This window comes from Carnobacterium sp. FSL W8-0810, assembly GCF_038007125.1.
In the GTDB taxonomy this organism is placed as follows: Bacteria; Bacillota; Bacilli; order Lactobacillales; family Carnobacteriaceae; genus Carnobacterium_B; species Carnobacterium_B inhibens.
Genome location: NZ_JBBOWO010000001.1, coordinates 974,767 through 993,187, shown reverse-complemented (window position 1 = coordinate 993,187; position 18,421 = coordinate 974,767). Strand labels below are relative to the sequence as shown.

The following is an 18,421-nucleotide window of genomic DNA, read 5'->3' as shown; positions in this document are numbered from 1 at the left end:
TTTAAACTCTACAAAAAAACTATGAGGTAAGTTTTAAATAAACTCGTCTCATAGCTTTTTATGTCCTATTTTTCTCAATTACTGAATGTTTATTCCCTTACTCTTTTCGATTAAACCTTATTCATTTGCTGTTTTCAATAATTCAATCACTTCTTCTGGTGTATCAGCTTCAATCAATTTTTGCACATTTTCAATTTCTGAACAAAAGATAGCAATAGACGACAATAAGTCTAAGTGTTCGTCGCCTTTACCTGCGATTCCAAATAAAACAAAGACTTTGTTTTCATCGCTTGTTTCACTAAAATCGATCCCATCTGGGAAGGTTGCTACCGAAATGGCTGTTTTGTAGATATCTTTTTTTGAACTATCAGTCCCATGGGGAATAGCGATAAAATTTCCCATGTAAGTAGATACAGTCTTTTCTCTTTCCAACATGCTCTCAATATAATCTTTATTTACTGCTCCGCTTTCAACCAATAAATTACCTACTAAACGAATAGCTTCTTCTTTGTTTTTTGCTGTTGCTCCTAATTCAATCAACTCTTTTGTTAATTCTGCCATTTCCATTCACTCCTCTATTTTTAATGAGTCTTTTTTAATACATAGGCTTTAAATTCCTTTTCAATCTTCTTTCGTACCGCTTCTTCCTCGCCCTTGTCAAATAAAGCTGTGGTACTGTCATTTTCGATTACCATACTACTAACCAAGCCTAACAATTCACGTTCAATTACATTTAACGGGTAAGGTGCGACCATTATCAATATTCTTTTCAAGACCATATCTTTCCTGTCGATTCCTACGATGGGTACCTCTTGTTCTAATTCATAGATCCCAAAATAACTGGAAGCAACATCAATATTTCTCACATGAAAAAGTCCCATTTGAGTCCCAGGTATTCCTACCGGAGCAATATTTACTCGTTCAATTAACTTTTGTTGCACATTTTCAGCTTCTATTAAAACGCCAATATCTTGTAGTTGGCGGCAAATCCATAAAAGTGTTTCTTCTAACGGCTGATTTCCCACAACAGGCTCAATGGAGAAATAATTTAAAATACCTAATGCTGTTTTGGATAGATGATGAATTTCCTTTAATGTTCTTTCTGCGGGCAACGTTTCGTTACTCTGTTTGTTTATTTCTTTTATTGAATCGGTTAATGTATAATGCTTTTTTTGATCAATACATTCATCTATTAATCCTTTAATCTTAACTAATTCTTCACTCAAAAGCATCGGCGTGATCAAGTGGTAACGTACCGAAAATTGCGGCAAGAAAATAGTTGAAAAGATAAAATCAAAGTCTTTTAACTCATAGTCATTCACCTCAGAAAGAGAAACAACTGTTACTTCTTTCAACTCAGAAAAATTTTTGTTCAATCGGTTTTCTAATATCCTCGAGGTTCCGATTCCGCTGGAACAAATGACCATCGCTTTTAATCCGTATATTTTTTTGTCATTTTCCCAGGAAGAAGCAAAGTGAATAACCAGATAAATATAATCATTTTCTGAAAAACGTTTATTTGGAAAGACACCGGCTAACCCTGTTACTACACCTTTATAAATTTCGGGATAGCGTTCCCGAATAGTTGCATACAAACTATCTTCTACTTGAAGAACTTGCGTAATCGTACGATTCAGTAAAGATTCCATATGTGACAACAAACCAGAAAAAAGTGTATGATCTTTGCTAAATTTCCAATGAACTTCTGTTTCAACTAGGTGAATAAAATCTTTAACTTGATAAGTTAGTTCCATATTATAGTCTGCCGAAAACAAATCTTGTTTTTGAAAAAAACGCACACCATTTACAGCCTTTTTTAAAAAGCTTCGTTCTAATCTTGAAAATTGCAACTCTGTTTCTTGAAAAATATCTTCAATCACATAATCCGTTATGTCTTTAGTGAGAATAGAATTTTCTTTTTCTTCAAAATGAATGTCATTCAGCTGATTCTCTTCTGACAAACGCATAATAATCAATGTTAAAATAACGATAAATTGCATTAGTCCACTATTTGATATATCTTCAAAAAAGTGTTGCTTCATCCGAAAGGTAACTTGAGTTGCTATTTTAAAATACCGATAGGTTAGAAATGATAAAAAAGGCATTCTAGTCTTCTTTACTCTCTCAAAATGCTCCTCATTGTACTCGTTTTGAAAAAAATTAAGAAACTCATATTCATTCAACTTGCTAGTAATGATGCTACTAACTATCAGTCTCAAAGATTCTTCATCGCTTTTAATGGAAACAGATTTGCCTTTTCCTCGTTGCAAAGTCATTTGAAATCCTTCAATGATTTCAGCTATTTTGGTTAAATCATTGTTAATTGTTCCTAGACTGACATTAAAATCTTGTGCCAATCCTATTAATTTAACGTTGTCTTTTGTCAGCAGCAACTGGCAAATCAGGTAACTCTGACGATCTTTCGAGTCAAAGATAAGATCTGTATTCAATAAATCTTTTTTCAATCGCTTTAATTCTTCTCTTTCACCACTTAAATAAAAACCAGTACCTAACTTTTTATTAAGAGCAATCTGATAAAGAGACAACGTGTCTTCAGCTATGGACAGTTCGCGGTAAATTGTTCGACTGCTCACTTCCATTTCTCTAGCCAAGACCTCCAAAGAAATTCCTGTTTTATTCAGTAAAAGCAATTCCAATAGCTGCTTTTCCTTTATTGAAAAATACATTTCTTTCCCTCGTTCCTACTCTCTTTTTTCCTTACTCTGCTATTATATCATCAAGAACGGAGTAAACTTTCAATAACTTGATCGTATTTAGGACTACTTAAGAAGTTATCAACTGTTTCATGCACTCCGCTTGGTGTTTGTTGTTTTGCTCTGGCATTTAATTCTATTTGCGTAATAATTAACGTTCCTTCTTCATCTTCTAAATCACTGATTGCTGAATTCGTAACCGGTATTTCTAGACCGGCTTTTTTTGCTTTATTTCTCAAAATCGATGCTCCCATTGCACTGGAACCCATTCCAGCATCACAAGCAAAAATAATCCGCTTAACATTTGTTGAAGAAATCGTTTGTCCAACACTTTCAGATTCAACTATGGGATTATCAGAAGCTGTATTTAGAACTATACCGTTTGACTCTGCTTTCATTCCTTGCATTTTAGTTACATTACTTTCAAAGTCTTCATTTTCGGAACGGTCTGCTTTTAGAATAAGCATCGCAACAACAAAGGACGCAACAATTGACGCTAAAACGCCAGCTAAGATTTGTAAATATTCTCCTTTAGGCGTCATCGCAATAACTGAAAGAATTGAGCCAGGAGATGCAGTAGCAACTAAGCCTGTATCAAATAATGTGAACGTTAAAGTTCCCGCTACTCCACCGGCCATGACTGCTAAAATCATTAAAGGCTTCATCAATACGTAAGGAAAATACAGTTCATGTATGCCTCCAATAAATTGGATGATCGCAGCACCAGGTGCAGAAGCTTTGGCAGTTCCTTTACCAAACAACATATACGCTAATAAAACACCAAAACCAGGACCTGGATTTCCAGATAGAATAAATAATATTGATTTTCCTGTCTCAGCTGCCTGTTCAACCCCAAGTGGCCCTAAAATTCCGTGATTGATTGCATTATTTAAAAAGATGACTTTACCAGGTTCAGTGAATAAATTAACCAATGGCAGTAAGTTTGCATTGATCATGAATTCGATTCCATTTCCTAAAAAAGCCATGATGTTTGAAACGATGGGTCCAATTCCTAAATACCCTATAATAGCTAAGATAAAACCAATGATCCCACTAGAAAAGTTATTGACCAACATTTCAAAACCAGCTTTTATCTTAGATTGAAAAATATCGTCAAACTTTTTAATAGCCCAACCACCGAACGGGCCCATAATCATTGCACCAATAAACATAGGTACATCAGTCCCAACGATAACACCGATTGAAGCAACTGCTCCTACTACCCCTCCACGGTGACCCGAAATCATTTTCCCACCAGAGTACCCGATTAACAATGGCAGTAAGTAAGTAATCATTGGTGTTACTAACTCAGCAAGTTTCTCATTTGGTAAATACCCGTTAGGAATAAATAATGCAGTAACTATTCCCCAAGCTATAAAGGCACCTATATTTGGGATAACCATATTACTTAAAAAAGTCCCTACTTTTTGTGCACCAACTTTAATAGACGTTTTCTCTTTTATTCTTTCTTTACTATTTACAGCTTCCATATTGGTTTCCTCCTTGAATTCCTTTATTTCTTTGATAGGATAATCTTACAATCGTTTGTTTCCGCTTACAACGACTATTGAATACAAACTTGTCAAAAGTAAATTGACAAGTTTTAAAAATAGGCTGTATGCTGTTAAATTAAAAAGAGACATTATTTCAAAATATGAAATAATGCCTCTTTTTTGCTATCTTATTTTTTTGTGACCTCATGGCCGCCAAATTCATTTCTAAGTGCTGCAACTACTTTTCCAGTAAAAGTATCTTCCTCTAAAGAACGGTACCGCATCATTAAAGAGAGTGCTATCACAGGCGTCGGAACTTTTGCATCCAAAGCTGCTTCTACCGTCCATTTCCCTTCACCCGAAGATTGCATAATTCCTTTTATTTCATCAAGGTGAGCGTCTTTTTGAAAGGCACTTTCTGCCAGTTCCATTAACCAGCTTCTAATGACTGAACCATTATTCCAAACTTTTGACACGTCGGCCAAATCATATTCAAATTCACTCTTTTCGACAACTTCAAAACCTTCAGCCATCGCTTGCATCATGCCATATTCTATCCCGTTGTGTACCATTTTCAAGTAATGGCCGCTACCAGATTTCCCAGTGTATAAATACCCGTCTTTTACACAGATCCCTTTCAAAATCGGTTCAATTATCGCAAATGCTTCTGAGTTGCCTCCAACCATTAAACAAGCACCTGCATTCGCGCCGCTCGTACCACCTGATGTTCCCATGTCTAAGAAATGGATACCTTTTGCTGCAGATACTTCGGCATGTCGAATAGAATCTTTGTAGTGTGAATTTCCTCCATCGATGATGATATCATTTGGTCCTAACAATTCATTGACTTCACTTAAAACATTTTCTAATGGATCTCCCGCTGGAACCATGATCCAAATAATTTTAGTTTGTTTAAGACTGGCAACCAGTTCTTTTAAATCATTTGCGGTTTTGATTCCATTTGCATCGGCATGTTTTCTTGCCGCTTCGAAACTATCATAACCTATCACATGATGACCATTCTTTTGTAAGTTTAAGGCTAAATTGTATCCCATTTTTCCTAAACCAATTAATCCAATTTCCAATTTCACCACTCCTTATGTATTTATGGTTTCAGTATATGAAATATTTTTTCTTTTTGCAACCATTAAAAAAAATATTTTTCTTTATCAAATGTATGATATACTGATTTAAACTCTTTTAAGTAGGTGAAAAATATGAAAACTCAAGATATTAACTTGAAAATCAAATCGATCTATCGCGATTTAAGCAGCAAAGAAAAAATGATTGCAGATTTTATTCTTTTACACCCCGAGGAAGTTATGCATGGAACCATCAGCAATATTTCAGATACCATCCAAGTTGCAGATGCTACTTTTTTCCGCTTTTGTAAGCGCTTAGGATACAATGGTTTTCAAGATTTCAAAATTGCTTTAGCTTCAGAAAAAGTAAATAGTTCTTTATCTATTCATGAAAACATTTCTAAAGAAGACAATGAACTACTGATGGCACAAAAAGTTTTTGACTCCAATGTCAAGTCGTTAAACGACACAAAAAAATTATTGGATGAACAAGAGCTGATCAAAGCTGTTCAGTTCTTAACTGCTGCTAAAATGGTCGGTTTCTTTGGCGTCGGCGGCTCTAGTATCATTGCAATGGATGCTTATCATAAATTTTTGCGTACCCCACTAAATTCTACGTATACACAAGATACTCATATACAAATGATGCAAGCTTCTCGATTAACTGAAAACGATTGCGCCATTATTATTTCCCATTCTGGTATCACCAAAGACACTATCCAATTAGCTGAAATCATCAAAGAAAAAAAAGCAAAAGTAATCGTCATTACGAGTTATTCACTTTCTCCTTTAGCAAAATTTGCAGATGCTTTATTGTTATCAACAGCTGAAGAAACGGACTATCGTTCTGAAGCTTTAACTTCTCGTATCACACAACTAAGTTTGATCGACGCTTTGTTTGTTAGCGTAATGTTCAAAACAGGTGATTTTGCCACACATTCACTTGATGAAGTCCGTAAAGTAATTTCTCAGACAAAATTATAATAATCGTTTTTCAAGCCCTTTCTTTTGCTTTCAGCTCATTTTCTTTTATATAATGACTACGAAACATACAATATAAATCTTAGGGAGGAATAGAATATTATGAGTAAATTTGTAAAAGGAAGTTACCTCACGTTAGAAGAAGCAAGAGTCGCTATTGATGAAGTTGTTGCAGATGGTTACGATAAGAACTTAATCACACTCGTCACAAACAGAGAAACTGCTGATACTTTACCTAATGATTTAGATGTAGGTGTCTCAACTGAACATGCAGATAAGAATAACGGAGACGACGAATCATTCATGGACAAAGTAAAAAATGTTTTTACAATGAGTGATGATGAGGCTGAGAACGCAAATGTTGATACAACAGATGAAGGCTATGAAGCAGACGAATCAGTCTTGAGCAGCTATAAAGATGATATCAAAAATGGCTCTATTGTAGTATTGGTAGATGATTTTGCTGAAGAAACTGGAGCTGAAGATTTTGATAACAGCACTCCATTAGGAACAATGGACTCCGCGGACGCTACTGTTCCTCCTGTTGATTCAATCGATACGACTGATACATTAGATACGATCGATACAACCGATTATTCAACAGTAGATCCCACACTAACAGATAATGAAGAAAAGCTTCAACTTAAAGAAGAACGATTAGATGTTGGCACTACTGAAGTTCAAACGGGCGAAGTGAATGTAAGCAAGACAGTCAATGAAGAAAATCAAACCATTGATGTACCCGTTAAACATGAAGAAGTGACCATTGAAAGACATCCTGTAACAGATGAAGCTCCTACTGACGGCTCACTTGATCTAGAAGCTGAAACAATCAATATACCTGTTACGGAAGAACAAATTGACGTGAATAAACGTGCAGTCGTTACAGATGAAGTAACGATTAATAAAGAAACAAAAGAAGAAGTTAAAGAAGTTTCAGATACTGTTCGTAAAGAAGACCTAGATGTTCAAACACATGGAGATGTTACTGTCGAAGGAGAAGACGACAACAAACCCCTTTAGACTAAGTTAATTTCTTATTCAGAGCGAATAACAGAAAGCATCAATATGGAAATTTCCTTATTGATGCTTTTTTTATTCAGTTAAATTAACATACATTAGGAGGAGCCATTATGGAATTAGGTATTACAGGAAAAATAGCCTTAGTTACCGGAGCTGACTCGGGTATCGGTTGGGAAACTGCTCGTGTTCTTTTAGAAGAAGGAGCTACGGTTATTCTTACCGATAAAGAACCAGATCAATTAACTCAAGCAGCAGAAAAACTTGGACAGCCGGACAAAGTCTTCCATTACCCAGCAGACATCACAAGTATAGATGACTTGAAAAAGCTTCATCAAAAAATTGCTCAAGAAGTCGGGAAAATCGATATTTTAGTTCAATCAGCTGGTATTACTGGAGCTCAAGGACTCTTTCATGAGTTAGATGATGAAGGATGGATAAATACGATGGAAGTAGACTTACTAGGACCTGTACGCTTAGTATCTGAATTTCTGCCTGACTTAAGAACTGGTGGCTGGGGCAGACTTATCTTTTTAGCCTCTGAAGATGCGGTCCAACCTTATGATGATGAAATCCCATACTGTTGTGCGAAAGCTGGAATTCTTGCGTTGTCAAAAGGTCTTTCTCGGACATACGCCAGAGAAGGATTGTTGGTTAATTCCGTTTCTCCTGCTTTTATCGAAACACCGATGACCGACACTATGATGGAAAAAAGATCTGAAGAATTATCTGTTTCAAAAGATGAAGCTATCCAATCATTTTTAGATAAAAAAAGACCTTACCTTGAATTGAAACGCCGCGGTCAAACTGAAGAAGTAGCCGCTGTTATTGCCTTTCTTTGCTCAGACAAAGCTTCTTTTATAAATGGTGCAAATTACCGCGTAGACGCTGGCTCAGTAGCGTCGATATAACCTTAAGAATGGAGGAATACAAAATGGTAGATTATACAAGTGAAAAACTGAATCCTCAAGATACAGCTAGAGCCTACGACTATCTGATCATAGGTGGCGGGATGGTGGCAGACACTGCTGCTCGAGGCATACGAGAAAGAGATTTATTTGGCAGCATCGGAATTCTTTCTGCCGATAGCGATGAGCCCTATACTCGACCTGCTTTGACAAAAAAATTATGGACGGACAGTACGTTTACTCAAGACCAAGTAGCCCTTAATACAACAAAAGAGCTAAAAGGAGTTACCCTTAAATTGAATACCACTGTAACTGCTATCGAACGAGAAAATCATCGTGTTCAATTAAAAGATGGTACTTCTATTCGGTATAAAAAATTGCTCCTTGCTACCGGTGGAGAACCTACAAAAATTGACGGTCCAGATGATGAACATGTGATTGTGTTTAGAGAATGGTCTGATTACAGACGTTTGCGTAATTTCTCAGGAAACAATCAGCATGTCATTGTCGTCGGCGGCGGTTATATTGGAGCAGAACTAGCGGCTGGTTTGATACAAAACAATACTAAAGTGACACTTATTTATCCGGATAAAGTTTTAGGAAGCAGCCAGTTTCCTGCTGAACTCGCTAAGGAATATGAAGATTCTTTCCGAGAAGCTGGCGTGAATCTTTTAAATAATAAACGCGCAGAGTCTTATACAAAAGAAGATGGCAAGTTAAGTCTTCAACTTGACGACGGATCTACAGTACAAGGTGATACTATCGTCATTGGGTTAGGAGTAACGCCTCGTGTTTCATTAGCCGAACAAAGCGGTCTTAAAGTCGATGATGGCGTTTATGTTGATGAACAGTTGCGAACAACCGATCCTGACATTTGGGCTGCTGGTGATATTGCTTTTTATCCCGATAAAATTCTAGGCAGAACGCGTATCGAACACGTTGATCATGCCCGAAAATCTGGTAAAGCAGCGGGTAAAGCAATGGCTGAATCAGGTGAAGCTTACACGTATACGCCTTATTTTTATTCTGTCATTTTTTCTATTTCTTGGAAAGCAATTGGTACGTTAGACCCTTCATTAAATACAATAATAGATGCAGTAGATGGCGGAAAAGTGGTTTACTACTTAGAAGATGATCTTCCTGTAGGTATTTTAACTTGGAATGTCGAACCAGATTTGGATAGTGTTCGTGCTATTCTTAGTGATCCGCCAACTAATCCTCAATCTTTAAAAGGAATGATCCGTTCTAAAGAAAAATAATCTTTTAAATTAAAATAGCATCATTTTTCAGCTGATTTATTAGAGCTGAAAAATGGTGCTATTTTTTATCTACTTGTAAAATTTCCAACAACTTGCTTGAACTTCCCATGCAGCTCATCCATAACAACAAATCGTGCTTCACGGATAACTTCTTTGCCTTCAGCAAATAACAATAAAGCTGGAACAGTAAATACTGTGAATTGGCTGGCAACTTCAGGAATATCATCTGCACTAACTTGTATAGGCTTAATGGATGGAAATTCTTTTAACATCTCTTGCACTTGCGGCTGAATAACATGGCAGATACCACAACTTTTTCTTGAAATATAAACAAAAGCAAGGTCATTTTGTTCTATAAAGCGTAAAATTTCATCCATAGAAACAGCTTGAGGAAATGTATTCATTTTGCATTCTTCTTTCTATTGATTAATCAACTATTTAGCCGATTATTTTTTTACCTAAACTTAGTTAGATAGTTAAAACCCTTTACTTAAGAAAAATAATCTTGTTTTAAGATGGAATAATAGACATCATCCACATCACGTTTTTTGTGGATTCTATTTTTTCTTAATGTCCCTTCATACGTCATACCGAGACGTTCCATTACTTTCCCTGAAGCTGGATTTTCTATATCATAACAAGCATAAATTCGTTCTAATCCCATTTTTTCAAAACCCAACGCAATTATTAATTTTCCTGCTTCCGTTATATACCCATTTTTCCAATAATTTTTATTTAATGTGTATCCAATCTCTGCACTATTGGTGCCACTTTTTAATCTTAAATCAATCGTGCCAATCATTTTTCCAGTTTCTTTCAATTCAATTGCATACTTTCCCAGTGGTTCTTTCATAAAATAATTCGCAATGTTTTTTTTCGTTTCTTCCAAATTAGTATGTTTTTCGAAAACAAATCGAACAGTTTCATCGTCAGAAGCATATTCGTACATATCTTCTGCATCTTTTAAGGTCATTGGCCGAAGCAGTATCCGCTCTCCTTCTACCTGATTGTAATAGCTTAATTGATAGATTTTTTCTTCCATATAGTCCCCCACTTTGTTTTAGAGTTGTGTTCTTAATTTAGCAGTATGACAGTATTTCGTCAACCCAAAAGAGTTTTGAGCTGCTTTAACTATATGTCAAAAGAATGGTATTCTGTTCTCCTCTTCTTCTAAATATTGACAAAGAAGGATAATACCATAAACTTAACATAAGAACATCGTTAAGTTTGTGATTTGAATGAATCTTTCTCAGGTTTTAAAATTATCGTGGTTGGGAGGGAATGTCATGATTTCAGTTATTGTAACAGTCCAAAATATTGAAAAATTGTTACCCAAATGCCTGCACAACATCAAAGGCCAGACTTATCGTAATTTACAAGTTATTTTAATCGATAATGGGTCTAGCGATAAAAGCGGCGAAATTTGCGATAAGTTTGCAAAACTTGATGCAAGATTCCATGTCATTCACATAGAAAGAAGCAACTTATCTGTCGCAAGAAATATTGGTCTTTCATATGCACAGGGAGAGTATGTCTGTTTTGTTAACTCTGTCGATTGGATTGATGCAGAAATGTTGGAATACCTTATCACTATTAATGCCAAATTTAATGCAGATACAATTACGTGTAGATATTATGAAGATACTATAGAAGAGCTACTCATTGTTTCAGATCCTATTGAAACACAATTCATGTCAAAAAACGAGGCTATCCAACTTTGTCTAGCTCAAACAAGAATACACGGCTTCTTATGCAACAAACTTTTCAAATTAAAAATCTTTAATTCCAATCCTGCTATACGTTTTGATGAGGAAGTTGATCATTATGAAGATCTGCTAGTCGCAATGCACTGCTTTTTTAAAAGTAAAAAAATCCTTTACAACCCGCCTCCTCATTATCATTATTATCTTAGTCAACATTTACCAGTAAATGTTCTTCAAAACAAAGAAAAATTAACGGGATTAAAAGCAATAGAAAAAGCCATTGATTTATTGTCGCAAGACTCTTCCATTGATACGCGTGTACTTAAGGATTATTATATTCGTTTGACTCTTTCTTCATTATTCCTTTTAGCTACACCAGAAAATATGAATGATCTATTAATTATTAATCTGAAACAAAATTTATACCACTATGATTTAACTGAGCATAAAGATAAAGACTTGAAGAAATGTTGTATGATCACACGCAGAAATATCGGCTTAGGCAAAATTTATTGGGATATGTTTTATAAGAAGCATCTAGTAGAATGACACAATTTTCGTCAGTTAACATAAGCCTATTAATAGAAGAACAAAGAACTTAGTTATGCATTGCTCTTTTTTCAATAATATAAATATGCCTTTGGTCATAGCCAAATAGACTTTTTAATTCCTACTATAATTAGTTTATTTATCAAAAACATCGTTTAAGTTAGTCTTTTTTTCTATAAATGATATAATGATAATCAGATTAAAAAAAGATAACAAAATGATGGGAGATTAAACTATGACACATTCAAAATTCATAAACCATAAACTCTATCCTTCATATAGAGATATTCAGCCTTTAGAGAAAGATACCTTTCCTAAGGATATCAGTTTAGAAGAAGCCTACACTATGCAGCATTCTTTTACTGCCGTAAAAGAAAAAAATGGTGAAAAACTTCAAGGATACAAAATCAGTATGACAAGTCCAGAAACCCAAGCTCTATTTGGCGCCTCGGAACCTTTATATGGTCAGTTAACGAATAAACGTGTCCGAGATAGACTTTCATTATCAAAAGATACTGCTAATGCCTTGATAGAGTTAGAATTAATTTTTATTATTAAGGAAGAATTAACTGCTGAAGACTCACTTGAAGATATTCTTCAAAAAACTAAAGTAGCACCAGGATTAGAAATACCAGATTCTCGCTTCTTAGACTGGTTTCCCAAAATGCCAAAAGAGCAGGTCTGTGCAGATGGAGCTGTAGGTGGATACGTTAGCTATGGTGAAGCAAAAGATGCTACATATGAAGATTTAGATAATATACAAGGAAAATTGGTATACAATGGCCAAATCTTAGCTCAAGACTCCTCAAAAACAGTTATGGGGCATCCAGTTAAAGCCATGGAATGGCTGCTAAAAAAATTAGGTGAGCATGGTTTGTCTCTTCAACCCGGTATGTTTGTGTCTTCTGGTACTTTTGTTATGCCTAAAGAATTAGCTGCAGGTACTTATAAAGGGGAATTCGACTATTTTGGAACAGTAATCCTAACGATTACCGAATAAACATTTGCAATTTGTCAATTATAGAAAAAGGATAAACTATTAAGGTATGATTCCGAATGTAATTTGGGTCATGCCTTTTAAATTAGCCTAAATTTTAATAATAATAGATTAATTAAATTGATTACAAAATTTTTTCTAGAGGAATAAGAGTTGCTTGTAGCCATATCTAAGGGTTCAATGTGAATCACAGTTTGTCAGCTCTTCAGCGGTTACGTCTTATTTAATGCTTCAAAGGAAGCACTGGAAACAGAATAATGCCAAGTGTACCTGCTGTTTGTAAACTGCTAAAGCAACAACAGTCCCAGCAACTAAGATTTAGACAGTCTCATGGCTCTTTGCAACTAGAAGAAATTTTATTTTGTTGTAGTAACACCAATTATCAAACATTATATATAAAAAATGAGTGGGGCTGGGAAAAAACTAGCCTCAAATAAAAAAATCGTAATGAAATAATCAAAATTCTGATTGTTTCATTGCGATTTTTATTTTTGACTGATTTTTTGTAAAAAGCATCCGCTTTTCTTCTAGCCTCAAGGGCTAGTTTTGTAAGATTCATGCTCATAAGCATGATCCCGATGTCATTGTGAACGGCTTGCTTGCCTCTGACATGGGTTCTGCGCATGCCAAATACACCTTTCATACGACCAAAAACAGTTTCTACGTCAACTTTTCGTTGTGCGTAGATGGCTTTGCCACGATCGCTTTCAAGGTTCTCTTTTGCATGCTGCTTGAAGTATTCCCAGTTATAGTTGACCGCTGTCTGGCGTTGGGCACCTTTGGGTGTCTTGGCTAGTTGCTTGCGTGTCTCGTCCAGTTGTTCCACATCAGCCTTGTATACTTTAAATTGTCTGCGGAAACCATTCTTATCATTTTGCGTACTATAATGTGAGAAACTAAAACGGACGTCGTCTAAATCCGTATAAGCATCTTCAATCTCGTCATAATCCCAGTTGGCGCGGTGTTTAGGATTCGAGCGATAGGCGTTACTGTTCTCTTTATGATACATGCCGTATGGGATGAGCGGTACTTTCTGAAAGGTATCCATAACCGCCTCGTAATTTTCTTCACTGCCATAACCGGCGTCTGCGACGATGTATTTAAATAAGTCTAACGTTTGAATGGATTCTAAAAAAGGGATAAACGTGCGTGTATCCGTCGGATTGGAAAAAATATCATAGGCAATGACAAACTGATTGCTCGATGCAACTTGAAGATTATAACCCGGTTTTAACTCACGGTTCTTCATCGGATCTTCTTTCATGCACATGAACGTTGCGTCTGTATCTGTTTTTGAGAAACTGTTGCGGCCTTCAAATGTGGCGTTTGCTTCTTCATAGCGTTGCTTACGCGGCAAGAAATCTTTTTCGCATTTATTCCGATGTTTCTTGAGGATGCGACGACGTCGCTTCTGTTCCGAACCACCTTTGGGAATCACTTTTTCTTCTGTAATCGCAGCTTCAACGACCACAAGTTCTTTGTCCAGGGAAACGATTATTTCTTCAATGCCTTCCGACGTTTTTAATGTCTCTTCCGATAAAGCGAGGTTTACTTTTGCCTGGATGAGTTCATCATACAATTCCGAAACGTTGGCATTGAGTTTTGCTTCATAGCGTTCGATTGCTTTCTTCCAAGTGAAACTATAAATATTTGCATCGGCTTGTATCTTTGTACCATCGATATAGAGCGCGTCTTCGTGAATCAAGCCGTTGTCACTTAAGAGTGTTGTGAAAAGAATGAATGCATACTTGATGAGTTTTGATGCGTGCTCGCTTGAACGGAAGTTATTGATTGTCTTGTAGCTAACAGAAGTATCACCCGTTAACCACTTCATAGGAATGGATTCTTCATTCATCCGTTCCATTTTGCGTCCAGAAAAGGTTGTGCGACTATAGGCAAACAAACACATCTTTAAAAGCATGGCGGGATGAAAGGCAGGGCGTCCCGTATGAGACGTCTCTTCAAGAAGAAATTCCGAAGGAATAGAATCGACAAAACGGCTAATGAGGCGGGCTTCATGATCATTCGGGATTGTAAAATCCAATTGTAGTGTTAAGGCCGTTTCCATTGTGTTATAATTTTGATACATGGTGAGTCACTCCTTTGGTTTTTGGTCGTACTTAAATTATAAGGTATTTGGCTCACTGTGTCTTTTAAAACGATAAAAATCCCCAACTCTTCCAAAATGAAAGAGTTGGGGATTTTCTTTATTCAGAGACTGAGTTTTTTCCCAGCCCCTCCTTTTTGGTTAATTTTAGGCTTTTTCAGCTTCTTTTCGTAATTGTCCAGACGATGCATCCGTATCGTCAGAAAGTAATTTATTAGCAACGAGTAATAGAATTGGAAGGATCACATCATCCGCATATCCAACTACAGGAATAAAATCGGGCACAAAATCGATAGGACTAATAATATAAAGAATGATCCCTGCTACCATTAGCTTCTTTTTCCCGCTTGTTTTTGTGTTAAATAGAGAAAGGATCAGTGATTTCACTTGCGACATTGGGGTCTTAGTTTGCTTTGTTTTCATTTTCATCTTTGTATGACCTCCATTTAATTTGACTACTGTTAGTATAGTCCCTTTGCTGTTAAAATGTATCGGTCTAAAGCATGATTTTTCTTAAGCCAACTCTTTCGCTTTTTTTGAAAAATGAGCCATTTCAATTGTTAGATTCGAACGTAAATCCATTAAATCATAGTTAACTAATTGCTTATCTCGAACAATTGTTGTTCCATTAATAAAGACATCTTGGACATTCGAAGCATTAGCAGAATAAACCAAAGCTGCATACGGATCAAAAATTGGAAACATATTTACAGATTTCGTTTCAACCAGCACGATATCAGCTTTTTTCCCAACTTCTAAAGAACCAATTTCATTCGCCATATTCAATACTTTCGCTCCTTCAATAGTCGCCATTGCCAAAATCTCTTTAGCAGGAAAAGCAGTTCTATCATGTAAAGCTGTCTTATGAAAGTTGGCAACGAGTTTCATTTGCGTGAATAAGTCCAGTGTATTGCCACTACTTGGCCCATCTGTTCCTAAACTTACAGGGATAGCTAAGTTGAGCATATCTTTTATTGGAGCGACTCCTTTAGCAGATTTAGTATTCGCACCAATACAATGAGCAACCCCTACTCCTTCTTGTTTTAAAATCTGTAGATCATGGTCAGATACATGAATACAGTGAGCGGCAATAAATCGAGTACTTAACACTCCAATTGATTGTAAGAATTCAATTGGGGTAGCATTGTATTTTTCACTAAAATAGTTCATTTCATAATCCATTTCTGCTACATGCATGGTCATTGGAATATTATATTTTTCCGATAATGCAGCTGCCTTTTTTAGTGCTTGCGAATGATTCGTATTTGGTGCATGAGGCGCAATAGCTGGTGTAATTAACTCATGATCAAGCCATTTGGGAATAAATTCCTCTGCATATCCAATCCCGCCATGGCTTTTTGGTGCATCACAAGTTGGAAAATCGACAACTGTTTCCCCTAGAATAGCGCGTGACTTCATTTCATCCGTAGCTTGTGCTAGAGCATCTTCAAAATAATACATATCGGCAAATGTTGTTATACCAGCCATTTGCATTTCAGCAATAGCGTATTTTCCACTATGATACGCCAATTCTTTCGTCATACAAGCCTTTTCAAGAGGAAATAAAAAGCGTCGCAATCGATCTGGATAATCATCTCCTAGTGATCGAAAAGGGACCATTCCTATGTGAGTATGAGTATTGACCATTCCAGGAATGGCAATCGTTTGGTGAGCATCAATAACCTCATCAAAATCAGTCTCTTGCTTTGAGAAATGGACATACGATCCAATTTCCAAAATTTCATCATCTTCTATTATAATGTATCCATCAGAGTACTCTGTTCGTTTGGCATCCATTGTTAAAATATGACTATTTTTAATTAGTGTTCTCATTTTACTATCTCCATTAATGGAATAGACTGTTGACTTCGGACATCAAACATTCCTTTATCCGTAATTTTAATAGCAGGAGAAACAGGTAGAGACAGTGTTGAAAAAGACATGATCTCATTTGAATTTCGGTAACCTAAATCAATCATTCCTTGCCGTACTTCACTTAACTGTTTTCCAACGACTTGGATCGGTGCATCACTGATGATTCCTCCAATCAAAAGCGGACAGCAGCTTACTACTTGTTCATTCTGAACCGTTAAATAACCCCCTTGGATTGCCACTAATTGATTTTGGGCCACTATTAAGTCTGCAACTGTGGTTCCCATCACCATTAAATTATGATGATCATGTGCCCATGTTGTCCCTACTGCACCTTTTTCAGTTAATGCATTTTCAACAAGACCAAATGCTTTATTGCCAGATTTTCCGTAGCGCTCCATTACTACGATTAAAGCTAATCCACTGGACTCCCAATCCAAGTACCCATTTTTTATCGGGAGTTCTCGCTGGACACATTTCGTAAATGTCCCCACTTCAGTTATCCGAATGACATTACAAATGGCAGTTTTCCCCTCAGCTCGAATGTTAAAATCAGTCTGTTCAGCTTTCTTACATTGAACAGACGTATAAAAGGAAGCAGGAAATAGTGGTTTTTTATCTGGATACGCTATCTCATTTCCCTTTACATAAACCTTTTTCCCAGATTTATAAACAGCTGATGTTTCCATTTTTGCTGGATCTTCCAATAGAATGAAATCAGCTTTAAATCCCGATACGATTGCCCCTCTATCTTGAAAACCCATTCTTCTAGCAGGAGTGTAAGTACTCATATAAATGGCTTGTTCAATAGGAATACCTGCTTTAATAGCCAGTTGGACATTCGCATTCAAGTGTCCCTTTAATAAATCGTCTGCCATAATATCGTCTGTTACAATGGCACAATAGTCATAAAATTGATTTTGAGCGATGACCGCCATATTCTCTTTGGTTAGCGATTTTCGTTGCAGTTCAATAAACATTCCATTGCTGATTTTCTCATAGATTGATTCTGGACTTTGGTGAGTATGATCAGCAGTAATGCCTTGATACATGAATTTAGCTAGGTCTAAGCCTGATACTAGTGGAACATGTCCCTCAATCGGCATAAATGGTCTCTTTTGCTGAACAATTTGTAAAATTTGACGTATCAAAGAATCTGAATCATTTACGATACCATCAAAATTCATTGCTTCTCCAAGAGCAATTACTTTAGGGTGATTCAGTAGTTGTTGAACTTCTTCTACTCCTACGAATCCGCCAGTCGTTTCTAGCGCTGGAATGGTGGAAGGAACAGAAGACGGTATCGCATAAAAAATATCCATTTCGGTTTCTTGGTCCATAAAAGCATGCATACCATCTAACCCAAATACGTTAACCATTTCATGAGCATCTGCAACTACTGTTGTAACTCCGTGAGATAAACCTGCCTTTGAAAATATAGCAGGAGGAATCATAGAACTTTCAATATGCATATGGATATCAATCAATCCTGGGATCATGTAATTTCCTTTAGCATCAATAGTAATATCAGATTTCAAATCTGTTGATGCTTCTATTCCTATCGAAAAGAACTTTCCATTAAGAATGGCCACATCTTTCCATTCAAATTTTTTTAAAAAGCTATTAAACACTTGCACGTTCGTAACAATCGTATCTACTTTCATGTACATTCACCTTTCTACTATAAAAAATAACCTCTTAATAGAGAAGAGGTTATTTTTTCAACTATTTTATTT

The 18,421-nt window shown here is 36.1% G+C and carries 16 protein-coding genes; 6 read left to right on the top strand and 10 right to left on the bottom strand.

Features of this window, described 5'->3' with window-relative positions:
* Positions 1-117: 117 nt before the first annotated feature.
* From NST49_RS04830 to gnd, 4 genes are all read right to left on the bottom strand, one after another.
* The gene (locus tag NST49_RS04830; RefSeq protein ID WP_251165710.1) at positions 118-561 is read right to left on the bottom strand and encodes a PTS sugar transporter subunit IIA; all 444 of its coding nucleotides are present in this window, start codon (positions 559-561) and stop codon (positions 118-120) included.
* A gap of 20 nt (positions 562-581) precedes the next feature.
* Positions 582-2,687 (bottom strand): BglG family transcription antiterminator, encoded by a 2,106-nt coding sequence (locus tag NST49_RS04825; RefSeq protein ID WP_341047335.1) that lies wholly within the window; start codon positions 2,685-2,687, stop codon positions 582-584.
* A gap of 50 nt (positions 2,688-2,737) precedes the next feature.
* Positions 2,738-4,204: a PTS mannitol transporter subunit IICB gene (locus tag NST49_RS04820; RefSeq protein ID WP_341047334.1), complete on the bottom strand. Its 1,467-nt coding sequence runs from the start codon at positions 4,202-4,204 to the stop codon at positions 2,738-2,740.
* A 191-nt stretch (positions 4,205-4,395) separates the two neighbouring features.
* Entirely contained in the window at positions 4,396-5,292 is an 897-nt protein-coding gene (gene gnd / locus NST49_RS04815; RefSeq protein ID WP_023179149.1) for a phosphogluconate dehydrogenase (NAD(+)-dependent, decarboxylating), read from the bottom strand.
* 132 nt (positions 5,293-5,424) lie between these two features.
* Between gnd and NST49_RS04810 the strand changes: the two genes are divergently transcribed.
* The 4 genes from NST49_RS04810 to NST49_RS04795 all read left to right on the top strand — a co-directional run bounded on the left by NST49_RS04810 (position 5,425) and on the right by NST49_RS04795 (position 9,457).
* Positions 5,425-6,273: a MurR/RpiR family transcriptional regulator gene (locus NST49_RS04810; protein ID WP_023179150.1), complete on the top strand. Its 849-nt coding sequence runs from the start codon at positions 5,425-5,427 to the stop codon at positions 6,271-6,273.
* Between the two features lie 99 nt (positions 6,274-6,372).
* Positions 6,373-7,293, top strand: a complete 921-nt coding sequence (locus tag NST49_RS04805) for a YsnF/AvaK domain-containing protein (protein WP_341047332.1) — start codon at positions 6,373-6,375, stop codon at positions 7,291-7,293.
* Between the two features lie 110 nt (positions 7,294-7,403).
* Complete coding sequence (locus NST49_RS04800) at positions 7,404-8,201, top strand: SDR family NAD(P)-dependent oxidoreductase (protein ID WP_023179154.1); 798 nt, start codon at positions 7,404-7,406, stop codon at positions 8,199-8,201.
* A gap of 23 nt (positions 8,202-8,224) precedes the next feature.
* On the top strand, positions 8,225-9,457 hold the full coding sequence (locus NST49_RS04795) for an NAD(P)/FAD-dependent oxidoreductase (protein ID WP_341047330.1): 1,233 nt from the start codon (positions 8,225-8,227) through the stop codon (positions 9,455-9,457).
* 65 nt (positions 9,458-9,522) lie between these two features.
* Here the strand turns inward: NST49_RS04795 and NST49_RS04790 are convergent, their stop codons facing one another.
* Positions 9,523-9,861: a thioredoxin family protein gene (locus tag NST49_RS04790; RefSeq protein WP_187948521.1), complete on the bottom strand. Its 339-nt coding sequence runs from the start codon at positions 9,859-9,861 to the stop codon at positions 9,523-9,525.
* An 86-nt stretch (positions 9,862-9,947) separates the two neighbouring features.
* Complete coding sequence (locus NST49_RS04785) at positions 9,948-10,499, bottom strand: GNAT family N-acetyltransferase (protein WP_341047328.1); 552 nt, start codon at positions 10,497-10,499, stop codon at positions 9,948-9,950.
* A 244-nt stretch (positions 10,500-10,743) separates the two neighbouring features.
* Between NST49_RS04785 and NST49_RS04780 the strand changes: the two genes are divergently transcribed.
* On the top strand, positions 10,744-11,709 hold the full coding sequence (locus tag NST49_RS04780; protein WP_251165713.1) for a glycosyltransferase: 966 nt from the start codon (positions 10,744-10,746) through the stop codon (positions 11,707-11,709).
* 235 nt (positions 11,710-11,944) lie between these two features.
* A complete protein-coding gene (locus NST49_RS04775; protein ID WP_341047326.1) occupies positions 11,945-12,709 on the top strand; it encodes a 2-keto-4-pentenoate hydratase in 765 nt (254 codons plus the stop codon).
* Between the two features lie 379 nt (positions 12,710-13,088).
* On the opposite strand, the gene NST49_RS04770 is transcribed toward NST49_RS04775, so the two are convergent.
* From NST49_RS04770 to NST49_RS04755, 4 genes are all read right to left on the bottom strand, one after another.
* Positions 13,089-14,795, bottom strand: coding sequence for an IS1182 family transposase (locus tag NST49_RS04770; protein ID WP_341047325.1), 1,707 nt, complete (start codon positions 14,793-14,795; stop codon positions 13,089-13,091).
* A 165-nt stretch (positions 14,796-14,960) separates the two neighbouring features.
* Complete coding sequence (locus tag NST49_RS04765) at positions 14,961-15,242, bottom strand: YkvA family protein (protein WP_301426680.1); 282 nt, start codon at positions 15,240-15,242, stop codon at positions 14,961-14,963.
* 84 nt (positions 15,243-15,326) lie between these two features.
* Positions 15,327-16,646, bottom strand: coding sequence for an amidohydrolase (locus NST49_RS04760; protein ID WP_034537588.1), 1,320 nt, complete (start codon positions 16,644-16,646; stop codon positions 15,327-15,329).
* Entirely contained in the window at positions 16,643-18,349 is a 1,707-nt protein-coding gene (locus NST49_RS04755) for an adenine deaminase C-terminal domain-containing protein (protein ID WP_034537590.1), read from the bottom strand. Before NST49_RS04755 ends, NST49_RS04760 begins: the two co-directional genes overlap by 4 nt.
* Positions 18,350-18,421: the final 72 nt, after the last annotated feature.

Bases quoted from the DNA above. Each gene is read 5' to 3' on its own strand.
- NST49_RS04830 (WP_251165710.1), bottom strand. From the start codon at position 561: ATGGCAGAATTAACAAAAGAGTTGATTGAATTAGGAGCAACAGCAAAA.
- NST49_RS04825 (WP_341047335.1), bottom strand. From the start codon at position 2,687: ATGTATTTTTCAATAAAGGAAAAGCAGCTATTGGAATTGCTTTTACTG.
- NST49_RS04820 (WP_341047334.1), bottom strand. From the start codon at position 4,204: ATGGAAGCTGTAAATAGTAAAGAAAGAATAAAAGAGAAAACGTCTATT.
- NST49_RS04810 (WP_023179150.1), top strand. From the start codon at position 5,425: ATGAAAACTCAAGATATTAACTTGAAAATCAAATCGATCTATCGCGAT.
- NST49_RS04805 (WP_341047332.1), top strand. From the start codon at position 6,373: ATGAGTAAATTTGTAAAAGGAAGTTACCTCACGTTAGAAGAAGCAAGA.
- NST49_RS04800 (WP_023179154.1), top strand. From the start codon at position 7,404: ATGGAATTAGGTATTACAGGAAAAATAGCCTTAGTTACCGGAGCTGAC.
- NST49_RS04795 (WP_341047330.1), top strand. From the start codon at position 8,225: ATGGTAGATTATACAAGTGAAAAACTGAATCCTCAAGATACAGCTAGA.
- NST49_RS04790 (WP_187948521.1), bottom strand. From the start codon at position 9,861: ATGAATACATTTCCTCAAGCTGTTTCTATGGATGAAATTTTACGCTTT.
- NST49_RS04785 (WP_341047328.1), bottom strand. From the start codon at position 10,499: ATGGAAGAAAAAATCTATCAATTAAGCTATTACAATCAGGTAGAAGGA.
- NST49_RS04780 (WP_251165713.1), top strand. From the start codon at position 10,744: ATGATTTCAGTTATTGTAACAGTCCAAAATATTGAAAAATTGTTACCC.
- NST49_RS04775 (WP_341047326.1), top strand. From the start codon at position 11,945: ATGACACATTCAAAATTCATAAACCATAAACTCTATCCTTCATATAGA.
- NST49_RS04770 (WP_341047325.1), bottom strand. From the start codon at position 14,795: ATGTATCAAAATTATAACACAATGGAAACGGCCTTAACACTACAATTG.
- NST49_RS04765 (WP_301426680.1), bottom strand. From the start codon at position 15,242: ATGAAAATGAAAACAAAGCAAACTAAGACCCCAATGTCGCAAGTGAAA.
- NST49_RS04760 (WP_034537588.1), bottom strand. From the start codon at position 16,646: ATGAGAACACTAATTAAAAATAGTCATATTTTAACAATGGATGCCAAA.
- NST49_RS04755 (WP_034537590.1), bottom strand. From the start codon at position 18,349: ATGAAAGTAGATACGATTGTTACGAACGTGCAAGTGTTTAATAGCTTT.